General features: G+C 64.5%; 16 protein-coding genes. 6 read left to right on the top strand and 10 right to left on the bottom strand.

From position 1 onward, the window contains the following. Positions 1-18: 18 nt before the first annotated feature. The gene (locus ACPEE1_RS07415) at positions 19-1,047 is read right to left on the bottom strand and encodes an ABC transporter substrate-binding protein (protein ID WP_021027055.1); all 1,029 of its coding nucleotides are present in this window, start codon (positions 1,045-1,047) and stop codon (positions 19-21) included. Between the two features lie 75 nt (positions 1,048-1,122). Next, positions 1,123-2,148 carry an ABC transporter substrate-binding protein gene (locus ACPEE1_RS07420; protein WP_182343003.1) on the bottom strand — a complete coding sequence of 342 codons (1,026 nt, stop codon included), beginning with the start codon at positions 2,146-2,148 and terminating at the stop codon, positions 1,123-1,125. A 254-nt stretch (positions 2,149-2,402) separates the two neighbouring features. On the opposite strand from ACPEE1_RS07420, the gene ACPEE1_RS07425 reads away from it, so the two are divergent. After that, positions 2,403-3,056, top strand: coding sequence for a flavin reductase family protein (locus ACPEE1_RS07425; protein ID WP_423935775.1), 654 nt, complete (start codon positions 2,403-2,405; stop codon positions 3,054-3,056). A 51-nt stretch (positions 3,057-3,107) separates the two neighbouring features. Here the strand turns inward: ACPEE1_RS07425 and ACPEE1_RS07430 are convergent, their stop codons facing one another. Together ACPEE1_RS07430 and ACPEE1_RS07435 are read right to left on the bottom strand one after the other, a co-directional pair. Next, on the bottom strand, positions 3,108-3,422 hold the full coding sequence (locus tag ACPEE1_RS07430) for a hypothetical protein (protein ID WP_423935777.1): 315 nt from the start codon (positions 3,420-3,422) through the stop codon (positions 3,108-3,110). Between the two features lie 127 nt (positions 3,423-3,549). Continuing rightward, entirely contained in the window at positions 3,550-4,587 is a 1,038-nt protein-coding gene (locus ACPEE1_RS07435) for a LacI family DNA-binding transcriptional regulator (protein WP_232539409.1), read from the bottom strand. Positions 4,588-4,721: 134 nt separating this feature from the next. Between ACPEE1_RS07435 and ACPEE1_RS07440 the strand changes: the two genes are divergently transcribed. The 5 genes from ACPEE1_RS07440 to ACPEE1_RS07460 all read left to right on the top strand — a co-directional run bounded on the left by ACPEE1_RS07440 (position 4,722) and on the right by ACPEE1_RS07460 (position 10,999). Next, positions 4,722-5,741: a TRAP transporter substrate-binding protein gene (locus tag ACPEE1_RS07440; RefSeq protein WP_423935780.1), complete on the top strand. Its 1,020-nt coding sequence runs from the start codon at positions 4,722-4,724 to the stop codon at positions 5,739-5,741. Positions 5,742-5,777: 36 nt separating this feature from the next. Next, entirely contained in the window at positions 5,778-7,664 is a 1,887-nt protein-coding gene (locus tag ACPEE1_RS07445) for a TRAP transporter large permease subunit (RefSeq protein ID WP_116925803.1), read from the top strand. A gap of 126 nt (positions 7,665-7,790) precedes the next feature. Continuing rightward, positions 7,791-8,330: a VOC family protein gene (locus ACPEE1_RS07450; protein ID WP_182342991.1), complete on the top strand. Its 540-nt coding sequence runs from the start codon at positions 7,791-7,793 to the stop codon at positions 8,328-8,330. Between the two features lie 30 nt (positions 8,331-8,360). Continuing rightward, positions 8,361-9,638 carry a ribulose-bisphosphate carboxylase large subunit family protein gene (locus ACPEE1_RS07455; RefSeq protein ID WP_116925804.1) on the top strand — a complete coding sequence of 426 codons (1,278 nt, stop codon included), beginning with the start codon at positions 8,361-8,363 and terminating at the stop codon, positions 9,636-9,638. A 5-nt stretch (positions 9,639-9,643) separates the two neighbouring features. Then, positions 9,644-10,999, top strand: coding sequence for a four-carbon acid sugar kinase family protein (locus ACPEE1_RS07460; protein ID WP_423935783.1), 1,356 nt, complete (start codon positions 9,644-9,646; stop codon positions 10,997-10,999). Positions 11,000-11,112: 113 nt separating this feature from the next. Here the strand turns inward: ACPEE1_RS07460 and ACPEE1_RS07465 are convergent, their stop codons facing one another. From ACPEE1_RS07465 to ACPEE1_RS07490, 6 genes are all read right to left on the bottom strand, one after another. Then, positions 11,113-13,416, bottom strand: a complete 2,304-nt coding sequence (locus tag ACPEE1_RS07465) for an NADP-dependent malic enzyme (RefSeq protein ID WP_260720064.1) — start codon at positions 13,414-13,416, stop codon at positions 11,113-11,115. 103 nt (positions 13,417-13,519) lie between these two features. Beyond that, positions 13,520-15,007, bottom strand: coding sequence for a nucleobase:cation symporter-2 family protein (locus ACPEE1_RS07470; RefSeq protein WP_260720062.1), 1,488 nt, complete (start codon positions 15,005-15,007; stop codon positions 13,520-13,522). 270 nt (positions 15,008-15,277) lie between these two features. Next, a complete protein-coding gene (locus tag ACPEE1_RS07475; protein ID WP_423935785.1) occupies positions 15,278-16,549 on the bottom strand; it encodes a M20/M25/M40 family metallo-hydrolase in 1,272 nt (423 codons plus the stop codon). Then, a complete protein-coding gene (gene uraD / locus ACPEE1_RS07480; RefSeq protein WP_423935787.1) occupies positions 16,546-18,321 on the bottom strand; it encodes a 2-oxo-4-hydroxy-4-carboxy-5-ureidoimidazoline decarboxylase in 1,776 nt (591 codons plus the stop codon). The genes ACPEE1_RS07475 and uraD overlap by 4 nt, the downstream gene beginning before the upstream one ends. A gap of 67 nt (positions 18,322-18,388) precedes the next feature. Continuing rightward, positions 18,389-19,348 (bottom strand): allantoinase PuuE, encoded by a 960-nt coding sequence (gene puuE, locus ACPEE1_RS07485; protein ID WP_423935789.1) that lies wholly within the window; start codon positions 19,346-19,348, stop codon positions 18,389-18,391. After that, the gene (locus tag ACPEE1_RS07490; protein WP_182342983.1) at positions 19,345-20,022 is read right to left on the bottom strand and encodes a GntR family transcriptional regulator; all 678 of its coding nucleotides are present in this window, start codon (positions 20,020-20,022) and stop codon (positions 19,345-19,347) included. Before ACPEE1_RS07490 ends, puuE begins: the two co-directional genes overlap by 4 nt.

Here is a 20,022-nt window from a genome sequence, read left to right on the forward strand (position 1 = left end):
GCCCTGCAGGCGGCAAGATCAGCGCTTGGGGAGGATGTCCAGCTCGGCAGCGCTGGGCAGAAAGCTGCCGTTCCAGACCGCTTGGGCGGGCACGGGGTTCTTGGTTTCATAGGCCTTGGCGACCTGCTCGGCCATCAGGCCCAGGCGCTCGGGGCGCAGCTGGCCAAAGCCTTCTTCGCGCGCGCCCTTGCTGTCGATGGCGGTGTCGATGGTGAGCTTGAGGCGTTTGACTTCCAGCGGCACATTGACCAGGCCATCCTTGGCCTTGAGCGAGGCGATGGCGGCCTGCGGATCGGCAATCGCTTCCTTGGCGCCTTTCGCAAACGCCTTGAGGAAGGCGCGCACCGCTTCGGGCTTCTCGGCAATCAGCTTGGGGCTGGCGATGATGACATTGCCGTAGAGCTGCACGCCATGGGTGGCATAGGGCAGCACCACCACGTCTTCGGCCTTGATGCCACGCGCTTCCAGGTTGAGCAGGCTGGTGAAGGTGTAGCCGGTGACGGCATCCAGATCACCACGCACCAGCATGGTTTCGCGCAGCGGTGGGTCCATCGTCGTCCACTGCACGGCGCCCACGCCATTGGCTTGCGCAAAGATTGGGAAGGTGCGGCGGCCTGCGTCAAAAATCGGTGCGCCCATCTTCTTGCCGGTCAGGTCGCTGGCCTTGGTGATGCCCGATTTCTTCAGCGCCATCACCGATGCCGGTGTGGTGTTGTAGATCACCATGATGGCCACCGGCTTGATCGGCGCATCGGGGTTGTTGGCATGGAACTCCATCAGCGCCGCCAGGTCGGCAAAGCCCAGGTCATGCGTGCCCGAGGCCACGCGCTGGATCGCGCCCGCGCCGCTGGCAGCTTCCACCGTCACATCCAGACCTGCCTGCTTGAAGTAGCCCTTTTGTTCGGGGTGCACAAAGAGAGCGGCCGGGCCTTCAAAGCGCCAGTCGAGCTGGAACTTGAGCGGCGTCAGCGGCTGGGCCAGGGCGCTGCAGGTGCTGGCGGCGGCCAGCAGGGCGATGGAGGCATGGAGGAAGCTGCGTTTTTTCACGGGATGGTCTCGTCAGGTGGTGGTTGATCAGTGAAAGGGAGCGGGGCGATGCGATGTGCTCAGCTGGTGGATGGCTTACTTCTTGGGGAGCACATCCAGCGCGGCGGCAGGCGGCAGAAAGCTGCCGTTCCAGACGTCTTCGGCCTTGACGCGGGTCTTGGTGCCATAGGCATCGGAGACCTGGGCGGCCATCAGGCTCAGGCGGCTGCTGTCGAGGCGCCCAAAGCCTTCCTTGCGGGCGTCGGCGCTGTTGATGACGGTGTCGATCGCCAGCTGCAGGCGGCGCGTCTCCAGCGCCACATTGGCGATGCCATCACGCGCCTTGACGGACTGGATCGCCTGGGCCGGGTTGGCAATCACGCCCTTGGCGCCCTGGGCAAAGGCGGTCAGGAACTTCTTGATCGCCTCGGGCCGCTCCTGGATCATCCTGGGGCTGGCGATGATCACATTGCCGTAGAGCTTGACGCCATAGTCGGCGTACTGCATCACCACCACATCGCTGGCCTTGGCGCCGCGCGCCTCCAGGTTCAGCAGGCTGGTAAAGGTAAAGCCGGTGATGGCATCGACATCGCCGCGCACCAGCATGGTTTCGCGCAGCGGCGGGTCCATCGCCGTCCAGGCCACGTTGCTGACGCCATTGGCCTTTTCAAAAATGGGGAAGGCCTTGCGGCCGGCATCGAACACCGGCGCGCCCAGCTTTTTGCCAGCCAGATCGGCGGGGGTCTTGATGCCCGACTTCTTGAGCGCCATCACCGAGGCCGGCGTGTTGTTGTAGACCACCATGACGGCGACGGGCTTGTTGGGCGCGTCGGGGTTGTTGGCATGGAACTCCATCACCGAGGCCAGGTCGGCAAAGCCCATGTCGTAGGTGCCCGATGCCACGCGCTGCACCGCGCCGCCCGAGCCATTGCCGGCATCCACCGTCACATCCAGGCCCTGGGCCTTGAACAGGCCTTGCGCGACGGGCTGCAGGAAGAAGGCGGCTGGCCCTTCAAAGCGCCAGTCGAGCTGGAACTTGATGGGCGCATCTGCCGCCTGGGCCGCACCCCAGGACAGCGCCAGAGCGGCGACGGTGGTCTTCAGAAAACTGCGCTTGTGCATGGGGAGCCTCCGATGTTGCATACAAGGTCGTTTGCAAGATCGGTGCCAGTTTGTAAGCCCCTGTATTGGCGTGCGTAGCTGCACCAGCCTGGTGCAAATTCCAGGTGATGCAGCTGGGGCGTGCACGCGCAGATGCATGGCAGCGCATCTGCTTGGTGCAGCTTGTATACATGCTTGGTCGGCTACTGGGGCGGCGCCGCCCGGGCATGGCAATTGCAAGCAAAATGCCCCATTCAGACGATGAGAAAGCGCCCATGACCGAGATCGACTTTGCCCAGCTGGGCACCTACGAACGCTACAAGCTGATGGCCAGCCTGATCGTGCCGCGCCCCATAGCCTTGGTGACGACCCTGGGCGCCGACGGCACCGTCAACGCCGCGCCTTTTAGCATGTTCAACATGATGGGCGAGGACCCACCGGTGGTGATGCTGAGCGTGAACAAGCTGCAGGACACCGCGCAAAAGGACACCGCCACCAACATCCTGCGCGACAAGGAGTTTGTGGTGCACATCGCCGACGAAGCGATGGCCGCCGCCATGCACCGCTGCGGCGACCGCCTGGCCCCGCACGAGAGCGAGCTGGACCACACGGGCCTGACAGCCACCCCCTCCCAAAGCGTGCTCCCCCCACGCATCGTGCAAGCCCCCGTCGCCTTCGAATGCTTGCTGCACGAAACCTTGGAAACCGCGAGCCGCTATGTCTTTATCGGCCGCGTGCAATGGCTGGCCGTGCGTGACGGCCTGGTCGACACCGAAAAATGGCGGGTGCGCCTGCAGGAGTTCTTCCCCGTCGGGCGCTTTGGCGCGAGCTTCTATATCAACTGCCGGGAACGCTTTGCGATTGAGGCGGGGGAAGGGCTGGCGGGGGCGCAGGGTAGCGCTGCAAGTACGGCGATTGATGAGATGTGACGGAGCCGACCGGCGCGTTGGGATCGATTGGTTGCGGGAATGGATAGATCCCTAAAACGCTTGCACAAACAGAACCTCGCGCTGGATACGGGACACCTCGGCTTCATGGAAAGGGAAGACATGGTAGCCGCAGTGTTCCGTGAAGACCGCAATCGCGAACTTCTGCGCATTGACCACATGGAATGCGTGTTCGAACTGAACAAACGAGCCGTCCATCAGTTTGATGTGCAAGCTTCCGTTCGATGGAAAGTCTGCTGCGCCCAGGCCCTTTTGCTGTATTTCTTCAACAGAGCGGCCAAGGACAGGGGCTAGGTCTTCAGCCCATTCAGTGACAAGCTGTTGGGCCAAGCGCGGTACAGGATGCATGTCATTCCTTGGGTTGGGGGAGGCGGGGGATTCCGCTGAAGAGCACTTGGGAGTGGATTCTAGCTACAGGAGGTATGTGAGTTAGGTACGTGCTTGGCGCGTGTACTGCAATGGGGGACCCCGCCCCTCAAGGCAAATTCTCCCGAAAAATGACCTGACTCCGCACAATGTCCACCGCCGTCATCGTGTCGAGCTGGTCGCGCAGATTGCTGAACATGCGGATGCAGCTCATGATGATGCCCAGGTGGCTTTGGGTGATGACGGCGTCCATGGTGCCGTTGATCAGCAGGGCGCGGGTGTCGGGGGTGAGGCCGTGGCCGATGAGGACGACCTGGTGCTCGCGGCCGGCTTCCTGCAATGCGCGGCCTACGCCATCGGATGAACCACCGATGTTGTAGATGCCGGCGATATGCGGGTGGCGTTGCAGCAGCTCCTTGGTTTGCTGGTAGTTGCGGGAGGAGTCGTCATAGCTCTCGCGCAGGCCCAGGATCTGCATGTCGGGGAACTGCTCGGCATGCAGTTGCAGAAAACCGCCCTCGCGCTCCTCATGCGCCAGGTAGCTGCGCGATCCTGCGATCAGTGCGATTTGCGCATCGCGGCGCTGGCTGCCGATAAAGCGGGCCAGCAGGTAGGCGGCGGTGCGGCCGGCGGCCCGGTTGTCCAGCCCCACATAGGCGATACGGGCGCTGTTGTCCAGGTCCGAGATGACGGTCAAGGTCGGCACACCCCGGTCGGCGAGTTGCTGCACCGCTTCGCGCACGGCCGGGTGCTCGATGGCCATGAAGGCGATGCCCTGCACGCGCTTGCCCAGGCGCAGCAAGGTGGCGGCCAGCGCTTCGGGGTTGAAGCTCTCGACATATTCCACCTGGCATTTCACATTGAACGGCGCCTGGTGGCTTTCTGAAAAGCCAATGGTGTCGCCCAGCATACGCAGGTAGGGGTTCTGTCCCTGGGGCAATACAAAGGCCAGCTTCCAGGGCGCGGATTGGGGCGCGGCATCGGCCAGGGCATCGGGCAGGTAGCCCAGGGCCTGCGCGGCCTGGCGCACCTTCTGCACGGTGATGGGGCGCACGCCGGGGCGCTGGTTCAGCACCCGGTCGGCGGTCGCGGTGGAGACGCCCGCCAGGGCGGCCACGGTTTTGAGCGTGAGACGCTGCGGGGGCATTGCTGGGTGGCTAGGCATCAGAAAACATCAGATTCAATCATTTTGTGCGTTTGACTATAGCAAGTCGTTTGCATATCTTCCAGTATGAGATCTGTGCCATTACATCAATTCAAATCAAATATTAGGAGACAAGCATGACCGAACTCAGCCGCCGTTCCCTCATCAAGGGACTGACCGCCCTGCCTGCCGCAGGCGTGGTCTCGGGCTTTCCATTGATCGCCCGTGCGGCCGAGTTCTCGCTCAAATACGGCAACAACCTGCCGCTCAGCCACCCGCTCAACGTCCGCGCGCAAGAGGCGGCCGACCACATCCGCAAGGAAACCAATGGCCGTGTGGAAATGGCCATCTACCCCAACAACCAGCTGGGCGGTGATACCGACATGCTGGCGCAGGTGCGCTCGGGCGGTATCGATTTCTTCACGCCGTCGGCGCTGGTGATTGCGACCCTGGTGCCGGCAGCGGCCATCAACGCGGTGGGCTTTGCGTTTACCAACTACGACCAGGTCTGGAAGGCGATGGATGGCCCGCTGGGCGCGATGGTGCGGGCCGAGATTGCCAAGCGCAAGCTCTATGCGTTCGAGAAGATGTGGGACAACGGTTTCCGCCAGACCACCAGCAGCAAGGGCGCGGTGCAAAGCGCCAAGGACATGGATGGCCTCAAGATCCGCGTGCCGGTGAGCCCGATGCCGATTGCGATGTTCAAGGGCCTGGGCGCGGCGCCGGCCAGCCTGCAGTTCTCCGAGGTGTACTCGTCGCTGCAGACGCGCATTGTGGATGCGCAGGAGAACCCGCTGCCCATCATCCAGGTGGCCAAGCTCTACGAGGTGCAGAAGTTCTGCTCGCTGACCAACCATATCTGGGACGGCTACTGGTTCATTGCCAATGGTCGCATGTGGGAGAGCCTGCCGGCGGAGCTAAAGAAGATCGTGGCCACGGCGATCAACGATGCCGGCATGGCGCAGCGTGCGGATATCAGCCAGCTCAATGCCTCGGTGCAGGCCGATCTGGCCAGCAAGGGCCTGCAGTTCAACCAGCCCGATGCGGAGAGCTTTCGCGCGGCGCTGCGCAGCTCGGGCTTTTACAAGGATTGGCAAGGCCGCTTTGGCAAGGACGTGTGGAGCCTGCTCGAAGGCGCCGTTGGCAAGCTCGCTTGAGCGCTGCTCTGATTCACGCCCTGAAAGAGCATTGCCATGTCCCACCCTGCAACCCCCGCGCTGGCGGGGCACTCTGCTGCGCCGCCCGACAACGCCTTGGCCTCGCTCGCGCGTGGCGTTGACCGTGGCCTGGGCGCCATCGTCGAGACAGCGGCCGCTGCCTTGGTGCTGGCCGAAATCATCGTGCTGTTTGCCGGCGTGGTGGCACGCTATGTGTTCCACCAGCCGCTGGTCTGGTCCGATGAGCTGGCTTCGCTGATGTTTCTGTGGCTGTCCATGCTGGGCGCCGTGGTGGCGCTGCGCCGGGGCGAGCACATGCGCATGACGGCCTTTATCAACAATGTGCGGCCAGGCCTGCGCGCGGCGCTGGAGGCCTTTGCGCTGGCCGCATCGCTGGCCTTTTTGCTGATGGTGCTGGGCCCCGCCTACGAGTACGCGGAGGAGGAGGCCTTTATCACCACCCCGGCGATGGAGCTGAGCAATGCCTGGCGCGCCGCAGCGCTGCCGGTGGGCATGGGCCTGATGGCCGTGGTGGCCCTGCTGCGCCTGCTCACGCAGACGACCTGGCAAAAGGCGCTGGCGGCGGTGGCCATGGTGGCTGCGCTGGTGCTGCTGTTCTGGCTGTGCCAGCCGCTGTTCAAGAGCCTGGGCAAGTTCAACCTGGTGATCTTTTTTGTGCTGGTGGTGGCGGGCACGGTGTTTGCCGGTGTGCCGATTGCGTTCTCGTTTGCGCTGGCCACCTTTGGCTACCTGGCGCTGACCACCCGCACACCGCTGGTGGTGATGGTGGGGCGCCTGGATGAGGGCATGTCGCACCTGATCATGCTGGCGGTGCCGATGTTCATTTTTCTGGGCTCGCTCATAGAGATGACCGGCATGGCCAAGGCTATGATCCAGTTTCTGGCCAGCTTGCTGGGCCGCGTGCGCGGTGGGCTGTCCTATGTGCTGATTGGCGCGATGTACCTGGTATCGGGCATCTCGGGATCGAAGGTGGCCGACATGGCGGCGATTGCGCCGGTGCTCTTCCCCGAGATGAAAAAGCGCGGCGCCAAGGAGGGCGATCTGGTCGCGCTGCTGTCGGCCACCGGCGCGCAGACGGAGACCATCCCGCCGTCCATCGTGCTGATCACGATTGGCTCGGTCACCGGCATATCGATTGCCGCGCTGTTTACCGGCGGCATGCTGCCCGCCGTGGTGCTGGGCGCTGCGCTGTGCTGCGTCGTGTGGTGGCGTTACCGCAAAGAGGATCTGGGCGGTGTGGAGCGCTTTAGCGGCAAGCAGATTGGCCGCTTGCTGGTGATCGCGCTGCCGGCGCTGGCCTTGCCCTTTGTGATCCGCGCCGCGGTCGTGGAGGGCATTGCGACGGCGACCGAGGTCTCCACCATCGGCGTGGTCTATTCGGTGCTGGTGGGCCTGTTCATCTACCGCTGCTTTGACTGGCGGCGCCTCAAGCCCATGCTGGTCGAGACCGCTTCGCTGTCGGGCGCGATCATGCTGATTGTCGGCTGCGCCACTGGCATGGCCTGGGGGCTGACGCAGTCGGGCTTCTCGTCGGACCTGGCCAAGGCGATGACCAGCATGCCGGGCGGCAGCTGGGGGTTCCTCGCGATCTCCATCGTCTGCTTCATCGTGCTGGGCAGTGTGCTCGAAGGCATCCCCGCCATCGTGCTGTTTGGCCCGCTGCTCTTCCCCATCGCCAAGGAGGTGGGCGTGCACGAGGTGCATTACGCAATGGTCGTGATCTTCGCGATGGGCATTGGCTTGTTTGCGCCGCCCTTTGGCGTGGGCTACTACGGCGCCTGCGCGATCAGCAAGGTCAACCCCAACGAGGGCATTCGGCCCATCGGCGGCTACATGCTGGCGCTGTTTGTCGGGCTGCTTTTTGTCGCGGCCATTCCCTGGATTTCTACCGGATTTTTATAAGCGGACTGCGGCCCCAAGGCCACCCGGCCAGCTTCCCGGCCTTGGTCTGCATCGCGTGCACCCACGTGAGGCAGCGCCCATGCCACCAACGCAACAACCAACTTAACAACAAACGAAAGACAAGCTATGAGCCGCTTTTTGGGAGAAATCCGCCAGCTGGGCTATGTGGTCGACGACATCGAGGCCGCGATGCAGTACTGGAGCGAGACCTTGGGCGTGGGCCCCTGGTTCTACAACCCGCAGGTGCCGATCGAGAACTACCAGTACGCAGGCGAGCGCTACCAGCCGCACAACTCGGTGGCGCTGGCCAACTCGGGCTTTGTGCAGGTGGAGCTGATCCAGGTGCGCAACGATGTGCCGTCGATGTACCGCGATTTTCTGCGCGCGGGCCGCACGGGCCTGCAGCATGTGGCGTACTGGACCACCGATTACGACGCCGATCTGCAGCGCTTGCTGGCGCAGGGCTTCAAGCCGCAGATGAGTGGCGAGGTGGGCAAGAACGGCCGCTTTATCTACTTTGACACCGAGTACCACCCGGGCACGGTGATCGAGCTGTCCGAAGTGATGGGCCCCAAGGGAAAGATGTTTGATCTGATCCGTGCGGCCTCGCAGGACTGGGATGGTCAGAACCCCGTGCGCCCTTTCCCTGACCTCAACACCCTGTGATGGCCGGCCCGCCCTGGGCCTGGAAATGCGATGAAATCTACCCATTTTGAAGCCAGCTACCTGATTGAGACGCCGCTGGCGCCCGAGGCCGTGGCCGAGGTGATGGCCGGTGAGCAGTCCTGCGGCACCTTCACCCGCGTGGCCGGCGAGACCGATGACCTGCGCGCGCGCGCACGTGCCCAGGTGCTGCAGGTGCAGCCGCTGGGCACGGTGGAGCGGCCCAGCCTGCCCAATGCCTGGCTGGAGCGCCAAGGCTATGGCGCAGGCGCCAACTGGCAGCGTGCGCGTGTGCGCATTGCCTTCCCCATCGCCAATGTGGGCGCCAATCTGCCCACCTTGGCCGCTACCGTCAGCGGCAATCTGTATGACCTGGGAGAGGTATCGGGCCTGCGGCTGGAGCGCCTGGACCTGCCGCCGGACTACCGCGACCAGTTCGATCTGCCGACGATGGGCGTGGCCGGCACGCGGCGCAGTATTGGGGCCAGCGCAGGCGCCATGGTGGGCACCATCATCAAGCCCAATGTGGGGCTATCGGCCCAGCAGACGGCCGACCTGGTGCGGCAGCTGTGCGACGCGGGTGTGGACTTTATCAAGGACGATGAGGTATCGGCCAACCCGGCGCATGCGCCGCTTGAGGAGCGCATTCCTGCCGTGATGCGCGTGATCCGCGAGCACCGGGAGCGCACCGGCAAATGGGTGATGGTGGCCTTCAACATCACCGATGAGACCAGCGCCATGCTGCGCCATGCCGACCTGGTGCAGCAGGAGGGCGGCAGCTGCGTGATGGCCAGCATCAACTGGTGCGGGCTGTCGGGCATCCAGAGCCTGCGGCGCCACACGCCCTTGGCGCTGCATGCGCATCGCAATGGCTATGGCGCGCTGTCACGCGACCCGATGCTGGGCATGGGCTACCAGGCCTACCAGACCCTGTGGCGCCTGGCTGGTGTGGACCATGTGCATGTGCATGGCTTGCAAGGCAAGTTTGCGCAGCCTGATGCTGAGGTGGTGGAATCGGCGCAAGACTGCCAGCGGCGCCTGTCGGCCGCGCAGGATGACTGCGTGCTGCCCGCCTTCTCATCGGGCCAGTGGGCGGGTACGGTGCCTGCCACCTGGGCGGCGTTGCAAAGCGATGACCTGCTGTTCATGTCGGGCGGCGGCATTCTGGCGCACCCCGATGGCCCCGCCGCTGGCGTGGTGAGCATTCGCCAGGCCTGGGCTGCCGTGCGTGAAGGCAGCAGCCTGGACGACTATGCCTGGCATGCGCCGGAGCTGGCGCGGGCACTGCAGTTTTTTGGCAAGCGTGGATAGGCCACATGCTGGACACCTTGCTGCGCGGCAAGCCCGCTGTCGTCTGGTATGGCGATGACTTTACCGGTGCGACCGACACCCTGGCCACGGTGGCGCAGGCGGGCCTGCGGTCTCTGCTTTTTCTGGAGGTTCCGACCGAGGCGCAACGGGCCCAGGCTGGGCCCTTGCAGGCCATTGGCATCGCCGGTGCGGCCCGCAGCCTGGCCCCCGCTGCGATGGCCGAGGTGCTGGCGCCGGTGGCGCAGTTCATGGCCGCCAGCGGCGCGCCGCTGCTGCACTACAAATGCTGCTCCACCTTTGACAGCGCCCCGCATGTGGGCAGCATTGGCGCGGCTGTGACGGCATTGCGCAAGGTGGCAGTCGCATCGCCAGCGGTGATCGTTGGCGGCCAGCCCAATATCGGGCGCTTTTGCGCCTTTGGCAACCTGTTTGCGCAGGCCGGGCCAGGGGGGGCGGTTCACCGTATTGACCGCCACCCCACCATGCGGCAGCACCCCGTCACCCCCATGGACGAGGCCGATCTTCGCCTGCATCTGGCCAAGCAGCGGCTGGCCGATATTCGGCTGCTGAGCACCCGGCAGCTGGAGCTGGCGGGCGCCGATACCGACGTGCTTCTCCGCTGGATGCAGGCTCAGGAAGGAGCAAGCCCTGTGCCAGATGCCTTGCTGATCGACCTGGTGCACGAAGCCCAGCTGCCGCAGATTGGCGCGCTGCTGTGGGCGCGTGCGCAGCAAGCGCCGTTGCTGGCCGTGGGGCCCAGCGGCGTGGAGCAGTGCCTGATCGCAGGCTGGCGCCAACTGGGGTTGTTGGGGGAAGTGCCAGCGGCTGAACCGCTGGCGCCCGCGCAGGGCCCGGTGCTGGTGCTGGTGGGCAGCTTGTCGCCGGTCTCCAGCCAGCAGATCGCGGCCAGCCAGCAGTTTGACAAGCGGGAGGTGGATGTGGGCCGGCTGTTGGCCGAGGAGGGCTATCTAAGCGCTTGCGCGGCCCAGCTGGCCCAGGGTCTGCACGAGGGGCGCCCTATGCTGGCGCACACCAGCCGACCCGATCAGACCCTAGACGCCGCGACCACGGCAGCGGTGGCACAGCGCAGCGCGCAATTGCTGGCAGAGACCTTGCGCCTGATGGCGGCACAGGGCCAGCCCCTCAAGCGCTTGGGCATTGCGGGCGGCGATACCTCCAGCCTGGCGACGCAGGCGTTGGGGCTGTGGGGGCTGGCCTTCCACAGCACCCTAGCGCCCGGAGTGACCATGAGCGTGGCACGCAGCGATGATGCGCGCATCGATGGGCTGGAGCTGATGCTCAAAGGGGGGCAGATGGGCGATGCGCAGCTGTTCGACCGGCTGGTGACGGGGCCGGGCTGAGAGGCGCCTGGGCTGAGGTGCAGACGTAAAAAAGCCCCAGGCGCGGTGCCTGGGGCTATCTTTTTATGGGCTGTGCAGCGCAAGCAAAGGCGCGGCGGGTGCCGCGCCAGCGCTTACTTGCCTTCCTTGCGCGCTTGGGCTTGGGCGGCGACCAGGGCCGTCATGTTGACCACGCGGCGCACGGTGGACGATGGGGTCAGCACATGGGCGGGGGCCTCGCTGCCCAGCAGGATCGGGCCGATGGTGGTGCCATGCGAGGCGGTGGTCTTGAGCACATTGAACAGGATGTTTGCGGCATCCAGGTTCGGGCAGATCAGCACATTGGCCTCACCGGTCAGGCTCGACTCGATCAAGGTGCGCTCGCGCACGTGTTCGTCCAGCGCGGCGTCGCCATGCATTTCGCCATCGCATTCGATGTCGGGGTTGGCAGCGGCGAACAGGTCGCGGGCAGCGCGCATCTTGAGCGCCGACTTGCGGGTGGACGAGCCGTAGTTGCTGTGCGAGAGGAAGGCCACCTTCGGGGGCAGGCCAAAGCGCTGCACCTCTTGCGCGGCAAGCTTGGCGATCTGGGCCAGCTCTTCGGCGGTCGGATCTTCGTTGATGTAGGTGTCCGCGATAAACAAGGTGCGGCCTTCCAGCATCAGCGCATTCACGGTGGCCAGGCGGTTGGCGTCGGTCTTGTGGCCGAGCACGTCTTCGATATGGCCCAGGTGACGGTCAAAGCGGCCCATCACGCCGCAGAGCATCGCGTCGGCATCGCCCAGGTGCACCATCAGTGCGGCGATCACGGTGTTGGAGCGGCGCACGGCAGACTTGGCCACCTCAGGCGTGACGCCATTGCGGCCCATCAGCGCGTGGTAGGCCTCCCAGTACTGCCGGAAGCGCGGGTCGTCTTCGGGGTTGACGATGTCCACATCCTTGCCCAGTTGCAGGCGCAGGCCGGCCTTGGCAATGCGCGCTTCGATGACCGCAGGGCGGCCGATCAGGATGGGCTTGGCTAGGCCGTCGTCCACCGCCACTTGCACGGCGCGCAGCACGCGCTCGTCTTCGCCTTCGGCGTAGGCCACGCGTTGCACATTGGCTTTGGCTGCTGCAAAGACCGGGCGCATGAACATGCTGGTCTGGTAGACGAAGCGGGTGAGGTTCTCACGGTAGGCTTCGATGTCCTCGATCGGGCGTGCTGCCACGCCGGACTCTTGCGCAGCCTTGGCCACGGCGGGCGCAATGCGCAGGATTAGGCGCGTGTCGAACGGGGTGGGGATCAGGTAGTCGGGGCCGAACTTGAGCTCCTTGCCCTGGTAGGCGGCGGCCACTTCGTCGCTCACGTCCTGCTTGGCCAGCGCGGCAATTTCGCGCACGCAGGCCAGCTTCATCGCTTCGGTGATCTTGCTGGCGCCGCAATCGAGCGCGCCACGGAAGATGTAGGGGAAGCACAGCACGTTGTTGACCTGGTTCGGGTAGTCCGAACGGCCGGTGGCGATGATGCAATCGGGGCGAACGGCCTTGGCCAGCTCGGGGCGGATTTCTGGCTCGGGGTTGGCCAGTGCCAGGATGATGGGCTTGTCGGCCATGGTCTTGACCATGTCGGCGGTCAGCACGCCGGGAGCCGAGCAACCCAGGAACACGTCAGCGCCGTTGACCACGTCGGCCAAGGTGCGGGCCTCGGTCTTTTGCGCGTAGCGCGCCTTGGACGCGTCCAGGCCACCGGGGCGGCCGTCATAGATCACGCCCTTGGAGTCCACCATGAAGATGTTCTCGCGCTTGACGCCCAGGCCCACCATCACATCGACGCAGGCAATGGCAGCAGCACCGGCGCCAGAGACGGCGATCTTGACGTTGCCGATCTGCTTGTCGACCAGCTCCAGGCCGTTGAGCAGCGCGGCGCTGGAGATGATGGCCGTGCCGTGCTGGTCGTCATGGAACACCGGAATGTTCATGCGCTTGGACAGCTCTTGCTCGATGTAGAAGCACTCGGGTGCCTTGATGTCTTCGAGGTTGATGCCACCCAGTGTGGGCTCGAGGCTGGCGATGATGTCGATCAGCTTGTCCGGATCGCGTTCGGCCAGCTCGATGTCAAACACATCGACGCCAGCAAACTTCTTGAACAGGCAGCCCTTGCCTTCCATCACCGGCTTGCTGGCCAGCGGGCCGATATCGCCCAGACCCAGCACGGCGGTGCCGTTGGTGATCACGCCCACCAGGTTGCCGCGCGAGGTGTAGTCAGCCGCCAGGCTGGGATCGGCTTCGATGTCCAGGCAGGGGTAGGCCACGCCTGGCGAATAGGCCAGCGACAGGTCACGCTGGTTGGACAGCGGCTTGGTCGGGGTGACGGAGATCTTGCCCTTGCTGGGGCTGCGGTGGTATTCGAGTGCGGCTTCGCGCAGTGCCTGTTCGGCGGCGGACAGTTGTTGTGCCATAAGAGTGAGTCAATCCAGTGTGTACCAAGCGGATGATAAAGGCGCAGGCCCACCCCTAGGGGGCAGTGGGCCTAAGTTTCGATGCTGCACCGCAGCAATCTTGTCAGTGGGCATCTGCTTGCTGCGCAGCCTTGATGATCTGGGCCTGGTCGAGTTTGGCGCCGTTGAAAAACAGGTTCAAGGCGACGGCACAGATGGAGGCGAGCAGGATGCCCGATTCGATCAGCGGGTGGATGGCATGGGGCATCCATTGGCGGAACTGCGGTGCAATCAGCGGAATCATGCCCACGCCAATGGACACAGCAACGACCATGGCGTTGTAGCGGTTATGGCGAAAATCCACATTCGACAGGATGCGGATGCCGGTGGCGGCCACCATGCCGAACATGACCAGACCGGCGCCGCCCAGCACCATCGTGGGCAGCGATTCGACCAGCGCGCCCAGCTTGGGCAACACGCCCAAAATGATCAGGATAAAGCCGCCGGCCACGCAGACAAAGCGGCTCTGGATGCCGGTGACTGCCACCAGGCCCACGTTTTGCGAGAAGCTGGTGTAGGGGAAGGTGTTGAAGATGCCGCCCAGCAAGGTGCCCAGGCCATCGGTGCGCAGGCCCCGGGTCAGGTCGGCGGGGGTCACTTCCTTGTTGGTCATGTCACCCAGCGCCAGGAACATACCCACCGATTCGATCATCACGACGACCATCACCAGGGTCATCGTCAGGATCAGGATGGGGTCGAACACCGGCATCGCGATCTCGAACGGCATGACAAAGTCAAACCACTCGGCATGCGCGACTTTTTCATAGGTCATCAGGCCCATGGCCGAGGCCACGATGGCGCCGATGACAATGCCGGCCAGCACCGCAATATTGGTCATGAAGCCCTTGGCAAACTTGGTGATCAGCAGGATGGAGACGAGCACCAGCGCGGAGATGCCCACGCCGCTCAGGTCGGCATAGCGGGGGTTGGGCACGGACGGCAGGATGGCCAGGCCCTGCGGGATGGGCGGCAGCGCCGAGCCCGGCGCACCGGCGGCCATCTGGGCACTTTGCAGCCATTTGACATGCTCGGGGTTGGGCACGGAAGGCGCCGTGGGGCCGACCGGGTTGCCAAAGATCCAGTTGATGCCCACGCGCATCAGGCTGATGCCGATCACCGTGATGATGGTGCCGGTGACGACCGGCGGGAAGAACCGCAGCATGCGGCTGACCAGCGGTGAGATCAGGATCGATATGACCCCCGCGCCGATGACCGAGCCAAAGATGAGGCCCGCGCCATAGACGCCTCCTGTGGTCTGCGCCATCGAGATCATCGGCGCCACGCTGGCAAAGGTCACGCCCATCATCACCGGCAGCTTGATGCCAAACCAGCGGGTTGCTCCCCAGGCCTGGATCAAGGTGACCAGGCCGCAGACGAAGAGATCAGCAGAGATCAGCTTCGCTATCTGGTGCGAGTCGAGGTTGAGTGCGCGCCCTACTATCAGCGGCACCGCCACGGCCCCCGCGTACATGACCAGCACATGCTGCAAGCCCAAGGTGGTGAGGCGCCCCAGGGGCAGCACTTGGTCGACGGGGTGTTTGTCAGACTGCATCTTTATCACTCCTCATGCGGGGAATTTCTGACCAGAAAAGCCAGTGTTATGTCTTAAAAATCCATACAAAAAGTGTATACACATGCGCTGATGGCGCACCCCCCTGATTACCCTCAAGCCGCCACCATGCGATGGGGAGTGGCCGGTTGGATGCGCGTGGCTCGTTCACAAAAATGCCTGCCGCCACATGCAAAACCGCCCCCAGGCGCGGGGCCTGGGGGCGGTGGATGTAAAAACCGCTGAGGCGGCGCAGCCGGGCGCCGCGTTGGATCAGGCCAACAGATCGACCAGCGAGCGGGCGATGACCTTGGTGGCGCGGCGCAGGTCTTGCAGGTCCAGGCGCTCGTCGGCGCGCTTGGCATGGCTCTCCAGCACGGTGCGGGGGCCGGCGCCGTAGATCACGCCGGGAATGCCGCGCTCCACATACAGGCGCACATCGGTGTAGAGGGGGGTGCCCACAGCCGGGGGCTTCTCGCCAAACACGGCTTCGCCATGGGTCTGGATGGCATCGACCAGCGGCTGGTTGCCCGCCAGCGGCGTCATCGCATTGGCCAGCAGCAGGCGCTTGATGTCGATGCGCACGGCGTCGTCGCCCTGGTAGCCGCGGTCGCTGTTGAAGCGCTCCACCGCCTGGGCAATGACCTGGCGGATATGGGCTTCGACCTCGACCGGGTTTTCTTCGGGGATCATGCGGCGGTCGATCTTGAGCAGCACCTTGCCGGGGATCACATTGGTGTTGGTGCCCCCTTCAATGCGGCCAATGTTCAGGTAGGGGTGCTTGATGCCGGCGACCTGGGAGCTGACCTTTTGGTAGGCGGTGTTTTCCGCATACAGGTCGTTCATGATCGCGACGGTGGCCTGCAGCGCATCCACGCCGGTGTGGGGCACGGCGGCGTGGGCCATCTTGCCGTGCACGGTGATCTCCATCTGCAGGCAGCCATTGTGGGCGACGACCACTTCGTAGCTGAAGCCGGCAGCGACCATCAGGTCGGGCTTGGTCAGGCCTTTTTCGAGCAACCAGCCGGGGCCCAGCAGGCCGCCAAACTCTTCGTCATAGGTAAAGTGCAGCTCCACCGCGCCCTGGCTGGGCTTGGCCACGGCCTCCAGTGCGCGCAGCGCGTAGGTGAAGGTGGAGAAATCGCACTTGCTCACGGCAGCGGCGCGGCCGTAGAGCTTGCCGTCGACAATGCGGGCGCCATAGGGGTCATGGCTCCAGCCCTCACCGGGTGGCACCACATCGCCATGGGCGTTGAGCGCAATGGTGCGGCCCGAGCCGGCCGAGCCAAAGGGGCGGCGCACGATCAGATTGGTGATCGAGGTCATGCCATAGGCCTCGACATCGGCCTGGGGCACGACATGCTTTTCAGCGGTGTAGCCCATGGCCTGCAGCAGCTCGGCGGTGCGCTCGGCGTGGGGCGTGTTGTCGCCCGGCGGCGTGTCGGTAGGCACTTGCACCAGCTTCTGGAAGAACTGCACCTGCTCATCAAAGTGCTGGTCAATCCAATGGTCCAGGGCGGCGTAGGTGGCGTTGTTCGTGGTCATACGGTTTCGTTTTCTAGTTGTTGAAGGACGTGGCTGAAGCTGTCGATCGCCAGCTGCATGTCATCGGCGGTCGAGGACTCCAGCGGGTTGTGGCTGATGCCGCTGTTGATGCCGCGCACAAAGAGCATGGCCTGGGGCATGATCTCGTGCAGCTTCATCGCATCATGGCCAGCGCCGCTGGGCATGCGAAACAGCGGCACGCCCTGGGCGGCCACGGCTTTCTCCCAGCGCTGCTGCCAGGCCGGTGCGCTGGGGGCCGCTGCGGCCTGCATGGTTTGCTCGGCGCGGTAGCGCAGGCCGCGCTTGTGCGCAATCGCCTCCAGTTGGCCCATCACATCGCGCACCAGCGCGTCGCGCTGCGGATCGGTGGGCGCGCGCATGTCGATGCTGAACTTGCACTGGCCGGGCACAACGTTGATCGAGCCGCTGGGCACTTCGAGCATGCCGACGGTGGCGACCGAATCGCCATCCTGCGCGGCGCGCTGCTCGGCATACAGCATCAGCTCGGCCACGCCACAGGCGGCATCGCGGCGGCGGTCCATCGGCGTGGTGCCGGCATGGCTGGCCATGCCCACCATTTCGCAGACATAGCGCGAGCTGCCGTTGATCGAGGTGACGATGCCCAGCGGAATATCCAGCTCGGTCAGCACCGGGCCCTGCTCAATGTGCACCTCGATAAAGCCCAGGTAATTGGATGCATCGCGCTGGATCTTGGGGATGTCGTCAATGCACAGGCCGGCATGCTGCATGGCTTCGCGCATCGTGATGCCGGCGGCATCGGCCTGGTCCAGCCACTGCGGGTTGAAGTGGCCGATCAATGCGCCTGAGCCCAGGAAGGTGGCCTTGTAGCGCTGGCCTTCTTCCTCCGCAAAGGCCACCACTTCGATGCCAAAGGGCAGGCGCTTGCCGGCGCGGTGCAGCTCGCGCACGCAGGCCATCGGCACAAAGATGCCCAGGCGCCCGTCGTACTTGCCGCCGTTGCGCACGGTGTCGTAATGGCTGCCGGTGAGCAGGTACTTGCCGCCTTCCTGCGCGGGGCGGTAGCGGCCCACGACGTTGCCGACCGCATCGATCTCGACCTCGTCAAAACCGCTGTCGCGCATCCAGTGGCTGATGCGCTGGGCGCAGGCGCGGTGGGCATCGGTCAGGTAGGTGACGGTGAGCTGGCCTTTTTCGGCAAAGCCCTCGTCGCTGTGCTGGGCCAGGCGCTCCTGCCAGTCCCAGACATCATTGCCCAGCACCGGCTCGTAGCCGAATTTGTCGTTCAGGCGGATCTCGGCAATGCGGTGGATGTTGCGCAGCGCCTCGTTGCGTTCGAAATCGGGGTGGTGGTTCAGGCGCCGCGCAAAGGTGGCGATGATCTCCTGCTTAGCGAGGCCCAGGCCCCGTGGCCCGCGCACCGCCAGGATGAACGGAAAACCAAAGCGGGCGTTGTAGTCCGCATTGAGCTGCTGGATCTGCGCGAACTCCTCGGGCGTGCATTGCGTCAGGCCCGCGCGGTTTTGCTCCAGCGTGGACTCTGCCGTCAAGGTGTTGGCCACCATGGCCTTGCCCGCCAGCTCCGGGTGGGCGCGGATCAGGGCCAGCTGCGCATCGATCGGCGCCTGCGCCAGCACGCGCACCATCGCGTGCTTGAGCTGGGCGAGCGAGGCAAAGGGCCGCTGGGCCAGCGCGGCTTGGGCAATCCAGGGCGAGTGCTCGTACAGCCCATCGAGCATGGCCAGCGCCGCATCGGGCGTGGCTTGGTTGAGTTGTTCCAGGGTCAGGGCCATGTGTTTCCTATCGAATGGATGGAGTACTAGCGCTTCTTTTCGCTCGGGCGCGGCGCTGTGTCATCTTTCAAAGCGTGGGGGCGGGAAAGTGCTCGGCCCAGTGGCGGGCAATGTCGATGCGGCGGCAGACCCAGACGTTCTGGTGCTGCTGGATGTGGTCCAGAAAGCGCTGCAGCGCGGTGATGCGGCCCGGGCGGCCCAGCAGGCGGCAGTGCATGCCGATGCTCATCATCTTGGGGCGGTTCTCGCCAGCAGGGTCACCTTCGGCGTACAGCACATCAAAGCTGTCCTTGAGGTACTGGAAGAAGGCATCGGCGTGCGAGTAGCCCTGGGGCAGCGCAAAGCGCATGTCGTTGCAGTCCAGGGTGTAGGGAACGATCAGCTGGTGCGCGGCGCTGCCATCGCTCTTGCCGACCTTCATCCAGAAGGGCAGGTCGTCGCCGTAGTAGTCGCTGTCATAGGCAAAGCCGCCAAAATCGGCCACCAGGCGGTGGGTGTTGGGGCTATCGCGGCCGGTGTACCAGCCCAGGCCGTGGGTGCTGCGGCTGCCGTAGAGGCTGTGGAAGATGTCCATCGCCTGCTGCATATGGGCGCGCTCGACCTCTTCGGGCGTATTTTGGTAATGCACCCATTTGAGGCCGTGGCAGGCCACTTCATGGCCCAGATCGGAAAACGCCTGGGCCAGTTCGCGGTGTCGCTGCAAGGCCGTGGCCACGCCAAACACCGTCAGCGGCAGGCCGCGCTTTTCAAACTCGCGCAGCAGGCGCCAGACGCCGGCGCGCGAGCCGTATTCATAGATGCCATCCATGCTCATGTGGCGGTCCGGGTAAGAGGCCGGGTTGAACATCTCCGAGAGGAACTGCTCGCTGCCCGGGTCGCCGTGCAGCACATGGTTTTCGCCGCCTTCCTCGTAGTTCAGCACAAACTGCACGGCAATGCGTGCGCCCTGGGGCCACTGGGCATGGGGCAGATCGCGGCCGTAGCCGATCAGGTCGCGGGGGTAGGGGGTGGTAGCGTCGTAGGTCATAGCGTGATCGAGGACAGAGCCATGGATAAATCGTTGCTGGGAATCTCGCGTTCGAACTGCAGGCCTTGCTCCACATGCTCCAGGTGCGCGATCATCAGCTGCACGGCGCCTTCGGCATCCTTGCGGGCGAGGGCCTGCACAATCTCTTCGTGCTCCTCATGGGAGTGGGCGGCGGCGCTGGCCGACTGGTACATCAGGGTGATCAGCGCGCAGCGAGAGATCAGATCGCCCAGCAGCTGGGCCAGCACATCGTTGCCCATCAGCTCGGCCATGCGCACGTGGAAGTCGCCCAGGAGTTCGGTGCGCTCGGTGACATCGGCGCGGTGCACGGCGGCGGCTTCCTGGCGCACATGCTCGCGCAAGACCTTGATCTGCTTGGGCGTGACGGTCTTCACAAAGCTGCGGGTCATCTGCGCTTCGAGCATCTTGCGCACGGCAAAGACCTGGCGCGCTTCGGTGACGGACGGGGTGGACACAAAGGCGCCGCGTGCCGGCTCCAGCGTGACCAGGTGGTTTTGCGACAGCTGGAACAGCGCCTGGCGCACCAAGGTGCGCGATACGCCAAAGTGGTCGGCGAGTTTTTGCTCGGCCAGCTTGGTGCCCGGCAGCAACCGGTGCTCGACGATGGCACGGGTCAGGGCTTGGGCAATGGTGGACGTTGAGGTGGATTCCAT

The sequence above is a fragment of the Comamonas sp. 23 genome (genome assembly GCF_049601575.1).
In the GTDB taxonomy this organism is placed as follows: domain Bacteria; phylum Pseudomonadota; class Gammaproteobacteria; order Burkholderiales; family Burkholderiaceae_C; genus Comamonas; species Comamonas squillarum.

What these genes read in the sequence shown, in the direction of transcription:
- ACPEE1_RS07420 (WP_182343003.1), bottom strand. Translation starts at nt 2,148, where the DNA reads ATGCACAAGCGCAGTTTTCTGAAGACCACCGTCGCCGCTCTGGCGCTG.
- ACPEE1_RS07425 (WP_423935775.1), top strand. Translation starts at nt 2,403, where the DNA reads ATGACCGAGATCGACTTTGCCCAGCTGGGCACCTACGAACGCTACAAG.
- ACPEE1_RS07430 (WP_423935777.1), bottom strand. Translation starts at nt 3,422, where the DNA reads ATGCATCCTGTACCGCGCTTGGCCCAACAGCTTGTCACTGAATGGGCT.
- ACPEE1_RS07435 (WP_232539409.1), bottom strand. Translation starts at nt 4,587, where the DNA reads ATGCCCCCGCAGCGTCTCACGCTCAAAACCGTGGCCGCCCTGGCGGGC.
- ACPEE1_RS07440 (WP_423935780.1), top strand. Translation starts at nt 4,722, where the DNA reads ATGACCGAACTCAGCCGCCGTTCCCTCATCAAGGGACTGACCGCCCTG.
- ACPEE1_RS07445 (WP_116925803.1), top strand. Translation starts at nt 5,778, where the DNA reads ATGTCCCACCCTGCAACCCCCGCGCTGGCGGGGCACTCTGCTGCGCCG.
- ACPEE1_RS07450 (WP_182342991.1), top strand. Translation starts at nt 7,791, where the DNA reads ATGAGCCGCTTTTTGGGAGAAATCCGCCAGCTGGGCTATGTGGTCGAC.
- ACPEE1_RS07455 (WP_116925804.1), top strand. Translation starts at nt 8,361, where the DNA reads ATGAAATCTACCCATTTTGAAGCCAGCTACCTGATTGAGACGCCGCTG.
- ACPEE1_RS07460 (WP_423935783.1), top strand. Translation starts at nt 9,644, where the DNA reads ATGCTGGACACCTTGCTGCGCGGCAAGCCCGCTGTCGTCTGGTATGGC.
- ACPEE1_RS07465 (WP_260720064.1), bottom strand. Translation starts at nt 13,416, where the DNA reads ATGGCACAACAACTGTCCGCCGCCGAACAGGCACTGCGCGAAGCCGCA.
- ACPEE1_RS07470 (WP_260720062.1), bottom strand. Translation starts at nt 15,007, where the DNA reads ATGCAGTCTGACAAACACCCCGTCGACCAAGTGCTGCCCCTGGGGCGC.
- ACPEE1_RS07475 (WP_423935785.1), bottom strand. Translation starts at nt 16,549, where the DNA reads ATGACCACGAACAACGCCACCTACGCCGCCCTGGACCATTGGATTGAC.
- uraD (WP_423935787.1), bottom strand. Translation starts at nt 18,321, where the DNA reads ATGGCCCTGACCCTGGAACAACTCAACCAAGCCACGCCCGATGCGGCG.
- puuE (WP_423935789.1), bottom strand. Translation starts at nt 19,348, where the DNA reads ATGACCTACGACGCTACCACCCCCTACCCCCGCGACCTGATCGGCTAC.
- ACPEE1_RS07490 (WP_182342983.1), bottom strand. Translation starts at nt 20,022, where the DNA reads ATGGAATCCACCTCAACGTCCACCATTGCCCAAGCCCTGACCCGTGCC.